At 71.1% G+C, this 11,822-nt stretch carries 10 protein-coding genes; 4 read left to right on the forward strand and 6 right to left on the reverse strand.

All coding sequences use genetic code 11. The features are described 5' to 3' along the window. Positions 1–66: 66 nt before the first annotated feature. The 5 genes from ftsH to dacB all read right to left on the reverse strand — a co-directional run bounded on the left by ftsH (position 67) and on the right by dacB (position 6,680). Entirely contained in the window at positions 67–2,085 is a 2,019-nt protein-coding gene (gene ftsH, locus ACFWUY_RS17525) for an ATP-dependent zinc metalloprotease FtsH (RefSeq protein WP_384108341.1), read from the reverse strand. A gap of 171 nt (positions 2,086–2,256) precedes the next feature. After that, positions 2,257–2,796 (reverse strand): hypoxanthine phosphoribosyltransferase, encoded by a 540-nt coding sequence (gene hpt, locus ACFWUY_RS17530; RefSeq protein ID WP_030219931.1) that lies wholly within the window; start codon positions 2,794–2,796, stop codon positions 2,257–2,259. 41 nt (positions 2,797–2,837) lie between these two features. Next, positions 2,838–3,836 (reverse strand): tRNA lysidine(34) synthetase TilS, encoded by a 999-nt coding sequence (tilS, locus tag ACFWUY_RS17535; RefSeq protein WP_384108343.1) that lies wholly within the window; start codon positions 3,834–3,836, stop codon positions 2,838–2,840. Positions 3,837–4,044: 208 nt separating this feature from the next. Next, positions 4,045–5,184 (reverse strand): zinc-dependent metalloprotease, encoded by a 1,140-nt coding sequence (locus ACFWUY_RS17540; protein WP_384108347.1) that lies wholly within the window; start codon positions 5,182–5,184, stop codon positions 4,045–4,047. Between the two features lie 92 nt (positions 5,185–5,276). Beyond that, complete coding sequence (dacB, locus tag ACFWUY_RS17545; RefSeq protein WP_384108351.1) at positions 5,277–6,680, reverse strand: D-alanyl-D-alanine carboxypeptidase/D-alanyl-D-alanine-endopeptidase; 1,404 nt, start codon at positions 6,678–6,680, stop codon at positions 5,277–5,279. A 103-nt stretch (positions 6,681–6,783) separates the two neighbouring features. On the opposite strand from dacB, the gene ACFWUY_RS17550 reads away from it, so the two are divergent. Then, positions 6,784–7,275 carry an inorganic diphosphatase gene (locus ACFWUY_RS17550; RefSeq protein ID WP_024758444.1) on the forward strand — a complete coding sequence of 164 codons (492 nt, stop codon included), beginning with the start codon at positions 6,784–6,786 and terminating at the stop codon, positions 7,273–7,275. Positions 7,276–7,425: 150 nt separating this feature from the next. After that, complete coding sequence (locus tag ACFWUY_RS17555) at positions 7,426–9,096, forward strand: threonine/serine exporter family protein (protein ID WP_384108354.1); 1,671 nt, start codon at positions 7,426–7,428, stop codon at positions 9,094–9,096. A gap of 20 nt (positions 9,097–9,116) precedes the next feature. Here the strand turns inward: ACFWUY_RS17555 and ACFWUY_RS17560 are convergent, their stop codons facing one another. Further along, positions 9,117–9,818, reverse strand: coding sequence for a DedA family protein (locus ACFWUY_RS17560; RefSeq protein WP_384108356.1), 702 nt, complete (start codon positions 9,816–9,818; stop codon positions 9,117–9,119). Positions 9,819–9,969: 151 nt separating this feature from the next. Here ACFWUY_RS17560 and ACFWUY_RS17565 point away from each other — a divergent pair, with 151 nt between their 5' ends. Further along, positions 9,970–10,338 (forward strand): YbjQ family protein, encoded by a 369-nt coding sequence (locus ACFWUY_RS17565; RefSeq protein WP_384108358.1) that lies wholly within the window; start codon positions 9,970–9,972, stop codon positions 10,336–10,338. A 187-nt stretch (positions 10,339–10,525) separates the two neighbouring features. Then, complete coding sequence (locus ACFWUY_RS17570) at positions 10,526–11,815, forward strand: ion channel protein (protein WP_384108360.1); 1,290 nt, start codon at positions 10,526–10,528, stop codon at positions 11,813–11,815. Positions 11,816–11,822: the final 7 nt, after the last annotated feature.

Below are 11,822 nucleotides of genomic sequence, written 5' to 3' on the forward strand. Positions count from 1 at the left end.
AATGGCCGCGCCCCCACAGGCTAGAACCTGTGGGGGCGCGGCTTCCATTCCGGGGTGACCGGGCGGTCAGTCCTCGGGGGTCTCCACGGGGGCGATGTCGATGCCCTTCGTGGTGTCGACCGAGGGGGTCGCCGAGCCGTTCGCGCTGTTCGTCAGGGCGAGCTCCTTGGGGGAGAGCACCGGCGGACGCGTGGACGGGGTGCGGCGGCTGGAGCCGGTCCAGGCCGGGCGGGCCGGGCGCCTGACGATGGTGGAGAAGATCTCGGCGATCTCCTCCTTGCCCAGCGTCTCCTTCTCCAGGAGGGCGAGGACCAGGTTGTCGAGGACGTCGCGGTTCTCGACGAGGATCTCCCAGGCCTCGTTGTGCGCGGTCTCGATGAGCTTCTTGACCTCTTCGTCGACCAGCGCCGCGACCTCTTCCGAGTAGTCGCGCTGGTGCGCCATCTCACGGCCGAGGAACGGCTCGGTGTTGTCGCCGCCGAACTTGATGGCGCCGAGACGCTCGGTCATGCCGTACTGCGTGACCATCGCGCGGGCCGTGGCGGTGGCCTTCTCGATGTCGTTCGCCGCGCCCGTGGTCGGGTCGTGGAAGACGAGCTCCTCGGCCGCGCGGCCGCCCAGCATGTAGGCGAGCTGGTCGAGCATCTCGTTGCGCGTGGTCGAGTACTTGTCCTCGTCCGGGAGGACCATCGTGTAGCCCAGGGCGCGGCCGCGGGACAGGATGGTGATCTTGTGGACGGGGTCGGAGTTGGGTGAGGCCGCCGCGACCAGGGCGTGTCCGCCCTCGTGGTACGCGGTGATCTTCTTCTCCTTGTCCGACATGATCCGGGTCCGCTTCTGCGGGCCCGCGACCACTCGGTCGATCGCCTCGTCGAGCGAGTGGTTGTCGATCAGCTTCTTGTCCGAGCGGGCGGTGAGGAGCGCCGCCTCGTTGAGGACGTTGGAGAGGTCCGCGCCGGTGAAGCCGGGGGTGCGTCGGGCGACGGCGCCGAGGTCGACGTCCGGGGCGACCGGCTTGCCCTTCTGGTGGACCTTGAGGATCTCCAGGCGGCCCTGCATGTCCGGGCGGTCGACGGCGATCTGCCGGTCGAAGCGGCCGGGGCGGAGGAGCGCCGGGTCGAGGATGTCGGGGCGGTTCGTGGCGGCGATCAGGATGACGCCGCCCTTCACGTCGAAGCCGTCCATCTCGACGAGGAGCTGGTTGAGGGTCTGCTCGCGCTCGTCGTGGCCGCCGCCGAGGCCGGCGCCGCGGTGGCGTCCGACGGCGTCGATCTCGTCGACGAAGACGATGGCCGGGGCGTTGGCCTTGGCCTGCTCGAAGAGGTCGCGGACGCGGGAGGCGCCGACGCCGACGAACATCTCGACGAAGTCGGATCCGGAGATCGAGTAGAACGGCACGCCGGCCTCGCCGGCGACGGCGCGCGCGAGGAGCGTCTTGCCGGTTCCGGGCGGGCCGTAGAGCAGGACGCCCTTGGGGATCTTGGCTCCGACGGCCTGGAACTTCGCGGGCTCCTGGAGGAATTCCTTGATCTCGTGGAGTTCCTCGACGGCCTCGTCCGAGCCGGCGACGTCGGCGAAGGTGGTCTTCGGCGTGTCCTTGGTGATGAGCTTCGCCTTGGACTTGCCGAACTGCATGACGCGGGAGCCGCCGCCCTGCATCTGGTTCATCAGGAAGAGGAAGACGACCACGATGAGGACGAAGGGGAGGAGGGAGAGCAGGATCGAGACGAAGGGCGACTGCTTCGTCGGGGAGACGGTGTAGCCCTTCTCGATCTGCCCGGCCTCGAACTTCTCCTGGAGCTTGTCGGCGATGTCCACGCCCTGGCTGCCGATGTAGCTGGCCTGGACCTTGCTGCTCTTGTCGATCTTCTGGCCGTCGATGAGCTCGATCTTGATGATCTGCTCGTCACCGGTGGTGACCTTTGCCTGCTTGACCTGGTTCTTGTCGATCGCCTGGACGACCTTGCCGGTGTCCACCGTCTTGTAGCCCTCGGACGAGCCGACGACCTGCATCAGCACGACCACGGCGAGGACGGCCAGCACGATCCACATGACCGGCCCACGGAAGTATCGCTTCACGTCCATCCATACGGAGCGAGAACGCTCCGTCCCTCCTGCCCGTAGGAAAATGCTGCTGTGAGTGCTGCTGTGTGAAAAAGCTGTTCTTCGGACGGTACCTCAGCATCGTCGCCCGCGACCGCCTTCCCGTGGTTCAACGGAGGGAAGGCGGTCGGGGTTCCCCGTACGGCCGGGTGTTCAGCCGCCGTAGACGTGCGGGGCGAGCGTGCCGACGAACGGAAGGTTCCGGTACTTCTCGGCGTAGTCGAGGCCGTAGCCGACGACGAACTCGTTGGGGATGTCGAAGCCGATCCACTTGACGTCGATCGCGACCTTGGCGGCCTCGGGCTTGCGCAGGAGCGTGCAGACCTCGAGGGAGGCGGGCTCGCGCGAGCCGAGGTTCGAGAGCAGCCAGGAGAGGGTCAGGCCGGAGTCGATGATGTCCTCGACGATCAGGACGTGCTTGCCCTTGATGTCGGTGTCGAGGTCCTTGAGGATCCGGACGACGCCCGAGGACTGGGTGCCGGCGCCGTAGGAGGAGACGGCCATCCAGTCCATGGTGACGGGGGTGGAAAGGGCGCGAGCCAGATCCGCCATCACCATCACGGCCCCCTTGAGGACGCCGACGATGAGCAGGTCCTTGCCCGCGTATTCCGCGTCGATCTTCGCGGCCAGCTCTGCCAGCTTGGCGTCGATCTCTTCCTTGGTGATGAGCACCGACTGGAGGTCGGTGCCCATGTCCTTCTCGTTCACCCGGGTCACTTTCGTTGCAGCGTGCGTCAGCCTTGCCGGATGACCAGTCTGCCACCCTGGCGGCGGGCTTCGACGCGGCCGGGCAGGTTGATGGCTCCTTGGCCGCGCCAGCCGGTGATGAGCCGGTCCAGTTCTTCGATGTGCCGGGCGAAGAGGGAGCCGGCGGGTGCGCCTTCGGCGATGACGGCGCGGCGCAGGACGCGGCGGCGTACGGCGGGGGGGAGCCCGTGGAGCTTGGCGCATTCGAGTGCGCCCGCTTCGTCGCGTACGGCGGTCTCGGCGTCGGCGGCCCAGGTGTCGAGGGCGTCGGCGTCGTCGCGGGAGAGCTGGGCCGTTCGGGCGAGGGCTTCGACGACGCCTTTGCCGAGGGCCTTCTCGAGGGCGGGGAGGCCTTCGTGGCGGAGGCGGGAGCGGGTGTAGGCGGGGTCGCTGTTGTGGGGGTCGTCCCAGACGGCGAGTTCCTGTGCGACGCAGGCCTTGCGGACGGTCTGGCGGTCGAGCTGGAGGAAGGGGCGCCGGTAGCGTCCGGCGGCGCCGGAGATGGCGGCCATGCCGGAGAGCGAGCGGATGCCGGAGCCGCGGGCGAGGCCGAGGAGGACGGTCTCGGCCTGGTCGTCGCGGGTGTGGCCGAGGAGGATCGCGGCGGCTCCGTGGCGCTCGGCCGCGGCGTCGAGGGCCGCGTACCGGGCGTCGCGGGCGGCGGCCTCGGGTCCTCCTTGGCGGCCGACGGTGACGGTGACGGCCTCGACGGGGGTGAGGCCGAGGGCGGTCATGCGTCCGGCGACTTCGTCGGCCCGGGTGTCGGAGCCGTGCTGGAGCCCGTGGTCGACGGTGATGCCGCCGGCGCGCAGGGGGAGTTTGCGGGCCTCGAAGGCGAGGGCGGAGGCGAGCGCCATGGAGTCGGCGCCTCCGGAGCAGGCGACGAGTACCAGCGGTTCGTCGTCGGTGGTGTGTTCGGTGAGGACGTCGTGGAGTACGCGGCGGACCGCCAGGCGTATCGCCGCGACCGCAGGATGGGGACCCATGTCCGGTGCCCTTCGTGATGGGGGTGGGGTGCCTCGGTCGGAGTCTTAACGGTCGGAAAGGGGGTTTCGGTCACTCAGAGTGCGTCGATGGTGACAGAAACCCGGCCGTTACCCGAGCATTGCACGCCTCACCCTGTGCCCAGGGTCCCTCGGATGGGTGATTGGTGGGGTGTTCTGACGTGTTCCTGTGTCGTCTGCCGCACCCGTCTCAGGAGTCTGCCTTACGGTGCACCCTCGCGATCCAGTCGGCGGGGGCGGCGATCTCGGCCTTGGTGGGGAGCGTGTTGGGCGAGGTCCACACGCGGTTGAAGCCGTCCATGCCGACCTGGTCGACGACGGCGCGTACGAAGCGTTCGCCGTCGCGGTACTGGCGGAGTTTGGCGTCGAGGCCGAGGAGCTTGCGCAGGGCGAGGTCGAGGCGGGAGGCGCCGCGGGCCCGTCGCGCCTGGAACTTCTCGCGGATCTCGGCGACGGAGGGGACGACCTGGGGGCCGACGCCGTCCATGACGTAGTCGGCGTGGCCTTCGAGGAGGGACATGACGGCGGTGAGGCGGCCGAGGATCTCGCGCTGTTCGGGCGTCTGGACGAGTTCGACGAGGGAGGGGGAGGGTTCGCCCTCCTCGCCTTCGGGGCGGCCGCCGGCGAGGGTCTGGACGGCTTCGCGGAGGCGTTCGACGACGGTGCCGGGGTCGACGTCGGTGGCGGCGAGGAACGACTGGATCTCGCCCTGCAGGTGGTCGCGGAGCCAGGGGACGGCGGTGAACTGGGTGCGGTGGGTCTCCTCGTGGAGGCAGACCCAGAGGCGGAAGTCGTGCGGGTCGACGTCGAGTTCGCGTTCGACGTGGACGATGTTGGGGGCGACGAGGAGGAGGCGGCCGCCTCCGTGCGCCCCGGCGGGGAATTCGCGGGTGGCGGGGGCGAAGGTCTCGTACTGGCCGAGGATGCGGGAGGCCAGGAACGACAGGAGCATGCCGAGTTCGACGCCGGTGACCTTGCCGCCGACGGCGCCGAGGACGGCGCTGCCGGGGGTGGCGGAGCGGCGTTCCTGCATCTTGCCGAGGAGGGGGGTGAGGAGTTCGCGGAAGCCGGCGACGTTGGCCTTGATCCAGCCGGCCCGGTCGACGACGAGGACGGGGGTGTCGTGCGGTTCCGTGCCCTCGGGGATCATCCGGGTGTAGGCGCGGACGTGTTCCTCGGATGCTTTGGCGTGCCTGCGGAGTTCTGCGACGACCTCGCGGGCTTCGTCGCGGCTGACTTCGGGTCCGGGCCGCACGAGGCGGGTCGCGGTCGCGACCGCGAGGTTCCAGTCGACCATCCCGGATGTGCCTGCGCCACCGATGCTCGTCATGCGTCAACCGTACGGTCTCGGCGCGTGTTCGGTGAGGGTTCGGGGCGGGTCGGACCCGGGTGGGGTACGGGCGGGCGGGAGGTCGGCCGGGGTCAGTGCTGTCCGGTGAGGGCGGCGGAGAGCCGGTCGAGGGCGGGCTGTGCCTCGTACGGGGAGGGGGTGCGGCCGGCGAGGAACGCGAAGGCGAGGAGGCGTCCGTCGGTGGTGACGACGGTCCCGGCGAGCGTGTTGACGCCGGTGAGGGTGCCGGTCTTGGCGCGGACGAGTCCGGCGCCGGCGGTGGCCGGGGCGGTGTCGAAGCGGCCGGCGAGGGTGCCGGTGAAGGCGCCGACGGGGAGTCCGGTGAGGAGGGGGCGCAGGGCGGGGCGGGTGGGGTCGGCCGCTCGGGTGAGGAGTCCGGTGAGCAGGGTGGCGGAGACGCGGTCGCGGCGGTCGAGTCCGCTGCCGTCGGCGAAGCGGGCGCCTGCGACGGGGAGGCCGAGGCCGGCGAGTTCGTCGCGCACGGCCCGGGCGGCGCCGTCGAAGCTCGCGGGCTGCTCGCGGGCCAGGGCGGTCTGCCGGGCGAGGGCTTCGGCGAGGTCGTTGTCGCTGTGGGTGAGGGTGCGTTCGACGAGGTCGGCGAGGGGGGCGGAGTACGTGCGGGCGAGGGGGGCGGTCTTGGGGGTGTGGCCGGGGGCGGGGTCGCCGGTGATCCGGACGCCGGCCTCGGTGAGGAGGTCCGCGAAGGTTCTGGCGGTGTCGCCCGCCGGGTCGGCGGTGCGGGGGGCGGGGCCGCTGGTGCTGTCGTCGAGGCGGCCACTGCGGGTCATGAGGGCGACGACGGGGGCGATGTTCTCGTTGGGGCCGATGGGGTGGAGCGTGGGGCCCGGGTAGAGGGTCGTGTCGTAGGTGAGGCGTACGGAGGTGTGGCCGCGCTTCTTCAGGGCCTGGGCGGTGTCGGCGGCGAGTGCCTTCAGGCGGGCCGGGTCGAGGGTGGGGTCGCCGCCGCCGGTGAGGGCGACGGTGGTGCCGTCGGGGGTGGCGGTGACGGTGGTGGGGATGCGGTGGTCGGGGCCGAGGGCGGAGAGCGCGGCGGCGGTGGTGGCGATCTTGACGGTGGAGGCGGGGGTCATGGGGGTGGTGGCGCCTTCGCCGTAGAGCTGCTCGCCGGTGGCGGTGTCGACGACGGAGGCGGTGCGGAGCGGGCCGAGGCCGGGATCGGCGAGGAGCGGTACGAGGGCGGCGGCGAGGTCCGCGGGGCGTGTGGCGGGCGCGGGGGCGTGCAGGGCGGTGAGGACGCCGGGGGCGCTGGGCGCGGGTGCGGGGCGCCGGGGCGCGGCGGGGGCGGGCGGCGGGGCGTGATGTGCGCCACCCGTCGCCGGGGCGGCGGCGCGGGCCCGCTCGGCCGTACGCTGGCCCGAGTCCCACGGTCCTGCCGCGGTCACCGCGACGGCGGCCAGGGCCAGGCCGAGGGCGGCGGAGCCCGCCGTGAGCTGCCACATCCTCGGTTCGGGCATTGCTGACCAGCCCCTTTCGCGATCACACACGTGCGTGAGGGACACTTAACCACCGCGCGCCGTCGCGAGCATTCACTTGTGTTTGATTCAGGAGGAGCCACCCGTGGAGTTCGACGTTCTCATCGAGATCCCCAAGGGGTCGAGGAACAAGTACGAGGTCGACCACGAGACCGGTCGCATCCGTCTGGACCGTCGCCTCTTCACGTCGACGGCGTACCCGACCGACTACGGCTACGTCGAGAACACCCTGGGTGAGGACGGCGACCCGCTGGACGCGCTCGTGATCCTCGACGAGCCGACTTTCCCGGGCTGCCTCATCAAGTGCCGCGCGATCGGCATGTTCCGCATGACGGACGAGGCGGGTGGCGACGACAAGCTGCTGTGCGTCCCGGCCACGGACCCGCGGATGGAGCACCTGCGGGACATCCACCACGTGGCGGAGTTCGACCGCCTGGAGATCCAGCACTTCTTCGAGGTCTACAAGGACCTGGAGCCGGGCAAGTCGGTCGAGGGCGCTGACTGGGTCGGCCGGGCCGAGGCCGAGGAAGAGATCGAGAAGTCGTACGCGCGCGCCAAGGAGCAGGGCGGTCACTGAGCCTCTGGTTCCGTGCCGGTCGGCCGAGCCCCTGGTTCTGTCCTGATCGCGTGAAGGCGGTGTGCCCCTCGGGGTGCACCGCCTTTCGTACGTCCGTCGCACGCCCATACTGGAAGCCACGATTCCCCTGGGGAGAGCGAGGCGGGCAGAGTGGTGGCGGAGCCGAACGGCTCGAAGGGCGGCCCTGACGACGGTCCGGAGGACCGGAAGCCGCAGTCGGACGAGGCGCGGAGCGCGTTCGTGCCGCCTGCCGGTGTGGAGCAGCCCGCGCCGCCGGAGGAGGAGCATCCGACCTCCGAGTTCGCCCTGCCCGCGGGGTTGACCGCGGAGCCGCCCGTGGAGCAGGAGGGTTCGGCGTTCGCGACGCCGGCGACCTATTCGGCGAAGAACTCGCCGCCGGCCTTCACCCCGGCGTACGGGGTGCCTCTGGTGCGGCTGTCGCAGGACGCGCCGTGGCAGGACCGGATGCGGACCATGCTGCGGCTGCCGGTGGGTGAGCGGCCGGTGCCGGAGGCGCCGCGCAAGGAGGACGAGGCGGGTCCTTCGGTGCCGCGCGTGCTCGACCTGACCCTGCGCATCGGTGAGCTGTTGCTCGCGGGCGGGGAGGGGGCGGAGGACGTCGAGGCGGCGATGTTCGCGATCTGCCGTTCGTACGGTCTCGACCGGGTCGAGCCGACGGTGACGTTCACGCTGCTGTCGGTCACGTACCAGCCGTCGCTGGTGGACGACCCGATCACGGCGAACCGGACGGTACGGCGCCGGGGGACGGACTACACGCGGCTCGCGGCGGTGTACACGCTGGTCGCCGATCTCAACGCGCGGGCGCACGAGGTGACGCCCGAGGAGGCGTACCGGCGGCTCGCGGAGATACGGCGCAACCGGCATCCGTATCCGGGGTGGGTCCTCACGTCGGCGGCGGGGGTGCTCGCCGGTGCGGCCTCGGTGTTGCTGGGCGGTGGCCTGACGGTCTTCCTGGTGGCGGCGCTGGGGGCGGTGCTCGGCGACCGGCTGGCGTGGCTGTGCGCGGGGCGGGGGCTGCCGGAGTTCTACCAGTTCCTGGTGGCGGCGATGCCGCCGGCGGCGATGGGTGTGCTCCTGACGATGCTGCACGCGGATCTGCGGCCTTCGGCGGTGATCACCGGTGGTCTGTTCGCACTGATCCCGGGGCGGGCGCTCGTGGCGGCGGTGCAGGACGGGCTGACCGGTTTCTACATCACGGCCTCGGCCCGGCTCCTGGAGGTCGCGTACTTCTTCGTCGCGATCGTGGTGGGCGTGCTGTCGGTGCTGTACATCGCCGTGCAGTTCGACGCGCAGCTCAATCCCGAGGGGGCGCTGCAGGCGGTGGAGCGGCCGGTGACGCAGATCCTGGCGTCGATGGTGCTGTGCGCGACCTTCGCGATCCTGTTGCAGCAGTCGCGGGCGACGGTGCTGTTCGCGACGCTGAACGGCGGGGTGGCGTGGGTGATCTACGCGTCGATCGCGGTGACCGCGGAGGGTTCGGCGGTGATGGCGACGGCGGTGGCGGCGGGCCTGGTGGGCCTCTTCGGGCAGCTGATCGCCCGGTACCACCACACGTCGTCGCTGCCCTATGTGACGGCGGCGATCGGCCCGCTGCTTCCCGGTTCGGCGACGTACTTCGGGGTGCTCGCGATCGCCCAGAACAACCTGGACCAGGGCTTCGCCTCGCTGGCGAAGGCGGCCGCCCTGGCCCTTGCGATCGCGATCGGGGTGAACCTGGGGGGCGAGCTGGCCCGGCTCTTCATGCAGGCCCCGGGCGCGGCGGCGGCGCGGCGGGCCGCGAAGCGCACCCGGGGGTTCTGACCTCTGGTCCGGCCTCGGCGTCAGCGCTTGGCGTGGCGGCCGCGGGGGTTCTGGGGGTTGGGGGCGCCGGGGGCGTCGTGGTCGCCCCGCGCCTGCTCCTTCTTGGACTGGGAGCGGGCCCTGAGGAACTCGATCACGATCGGGATCACGGAGATCAGGACGATGCCGACGAGGATCATCTCGATGTGCTTGTGCACGAAATCGATCTTGCCGAGGGAGGCGCCGAGCAGGGTCACGCCCGCACCCCAGAGCACGCCGCCGATGATGTTGAACGTGATGAACGAGCGGTAGTTCATGCGGCTGACGCCGGCGATGATCGGCGTGAACGTCCGCACGATGGGGACGAAGCGGGCCAGGATGAGCGACTTCGGGCCGTGCTTCTCGAAGAACTCGTGGGCCTTCTCGACGTTCTCCTGCTTGAAGAGCTTCGAGTCGGGGCGCTTGAAGAGGGCGGGGCCCACCTTCCGGCCGAAGAGGTAGCCGACCTGGTCGCCGATGATCGCGGCGGCCACGACCAGGGTGCAGACCATCCACAGCGGCTGGTCGAGCTTTCCTGTGGTGACGAGCAGGCCGGTGGTGAAGAGCAGCGAGTCGCCGGGCAGGAAGAACCCGATGAGGAGTCCGGACTCGGCGAAGACGATGACGAGGACACCGATCAGACCAAAGGTCTGGATCAGATAGTCCGGGTCCAGCCAGCTCGGTCCGAGGGCAAGCGTGTTCACGGGTTCCGGGCTCCTGCGGTCGGTGGGGGCGTGGGGGACGGCTGGCCCCAAGCTATCAACGCGAGGCGAACCCGACCGGTTCCACCCGGGTCCCACAGGATGCGGACGGGGTGCGCGGCCCTGAGGGTGGGGGGTCAGGAGGTGTATGCCGATGGGCATCGAAGAGTACGGGGGCGGTCAGGGGCCGCACCCCGACGTGCTGGTCGTGACGACGAACGACGTGCCGGGGTTCGAGGTCAGGCAGGTGATCGGTGAGGTCTTCGGGCTCACGGTCCGGTCCCGTCATCTGGGCAGCCAGATCGGCGCGGGTCTGAAGTCGATGATCGGCGGGGAACTGAAGGGCCTGACGAAGACCCTGGTGGAGACCCGTAACCAGGCGATGGAACGCCTGGTGGAACAGGCCAAGGCGCGCGGCGCGAACGCCGTGCTGATGTTCCGCTTCGACGTGACGGAGGCGGCGGACGTGGGCACGGAGGTGTGCGCGTACGGCACGGCGGTGGTGATCGCGCCGCGCGTCTGAGCCGGGTCCGGCCCCGGCGGGGCTCGCCGGGGCCGGTGCGGTGGTCCTGAGGGTGACAAGCCGTGAGGTGCCGCGCCGTGAGGTGCCGCGCCGGGGCGGCAGGTGGGTCCGACGTGGTGTGTGACGCACGTCTGTTCGGGTCACATCTCGGGATGTTATGCCCCCTTCGTCCACTTATGGTGGGGCGGTGGCCACCGATCACGCTCCGCCCGCGCCGTCCTCATCCGCCGACGAGACCCCGCTGCGGATCCTGCTGCCGCAGGTGCTCCCCGCACTCGTGGTCGGGGTGATGGCGAGCCTGCTGTTCCTGGGGATCAGCGCCCTCGCGGAGCAGTTCCAGGGCGTCCTCTGGGAAGACCTGCCGGACGCGCTCGGCATCGGGGCGTACTCCTCCCTCTGGACCATCCTCATGCTCACGGCGACCGGCATCGTCGTGGGACTCGTCATCTGGAAGGTGCCCGGGCACGCCGGTCCCGACTCGGCCTCCACGGGCCTCGGCGGGGCACCGCTCGCCCCCGGGGTCGTACCGGGACTGCTGCTCGCGAGCACGCTCGCGCTCGCCGGCGGGGTCAGCCTCGGCCCCGAGAACCCGATCATCGCGGCCAACGTCGCCCTCGCCTACTGGCTCGGCCGCAAGGCCGCTCCCGCGGTGCCGGGCGCCGCCTGGGTCGCCCTCGCCTCGGCCGCCACGATCGGCGCCCTCTTCGGCACCCCGGTGGCCGCCGCCCTGGTCCTCTCCGAGGCCCTGGTCGGGCAGCCGGGGCGCGGCTCCCTCTGGGACCGGCTCTTCGCCCCGCTCGTCGCCGCCGGCGCCGGCGCGATGACCACCGAACTCATCGCCGAGCCCAGCTTCGCCCTGGGCCTCCCGCCGCTCACCGATCCCGGCTGGGGCGACCTCCTCGGCTCCCTGGTGATCGCCTCCGCCGCGGCCGCCTTCGGGCTCCTCTCCTGCTACCTCTTCCCCTACGTCCACGCCGCCTTCCAGCATCTGCGTCACCCCATGGTGATGCTGCCCCTCGGTGGCCTCCTCCTCGGCCTCCTGGGCGCCCTCGGGGGGCATCTGACGCTCTTCAAGGGCCTGGAGGAGACCAAGGAACTCGCCTCCTCGATCGGCGGCTGGTCCTCGGGCGAACTGGCCAAGTTCGCCGCGGTCAAACTCCTCGCCCTCGTCGTCGCCGCCTCCTGCGGCTTCCGCGGCGGCCGCATCTTCCCCGCCGTCTTCGTCGGCACCGCCTTCGGGCTGCTCGCCCAGGCCCTCGTCCCCGAGGTCCACCCGGCGGTCGCCGTCTCCTCGGCCGTCCTCGGCGTCCTGCTCGCCACCACCCGGCAGGGCTGGATCAGCCTCTTCACCGGCGCCGCCCTCGCCGGCTCCCCCGCGGTCCTCGCCCTGCTCTGCCTCGCCTCCCTCCCCGCCTGGCTGATCGTCACCGGCCGGCCCCAGCTCGAACTCGACGAACACGGCCGCGCCCTGCGCTGACCCCCGC

This window comes from Streptomyces sp. NPDC058664 (assembly GCF_042716635.1).
In the GTDB taxonomy this organism is placed as follows: Bacteria; Actinomycetota; Actinomycetes; order Streptomycetales; family Streptomycetaceae; genus Streptomyces.

Excerpts from the sequence above, each read along its gene's own strand:
- ftsH (WP_384108341.1), bottom strand. The coding sequence starts at position 2,085 with ATGGACGTGAAGCGATACTTCCGTGGGCCGGTCATGTGGATCGTGCTG.
- ACFWUY_RS17565 (WP_384108358.1), top strand. The coding sequence starts at position 9,970 with ATGGGCATCGAAGAGTACGGGGGCGGTCAGGGGCCGCACCCCGACGTG.
- ACFWUY_RS17540 (WP_384108347.1), bottom strand. The coding sequence starts at position 5,184 with ATGACGAGCATCGGTGGCGCAGGCACATCCGGGATGGTCGACTGGAAC.
- hpt (WP_030219931.1), bottom strand. The coding sequence starts at position 2,796 with ATGGGCACCGACCTCCAGTCGGTGCTCATCACCAAGGAAGAGATCGAC.
- dacB (WP_384108351.1), bottom strand. The coding sequence starts at position 6,680 with ATGCCCGAACCGAGGATGTGGCAGCTCACGGCGGGCTCCGCCGCCCTC.
- tilS (WP_384108343.1), bottom strand. The coding sequence starts at position 3,836 with ATGGGTCCCCATCCTGCGGTCGCGGCGATACGCCTGGCGGTCCGCCGC.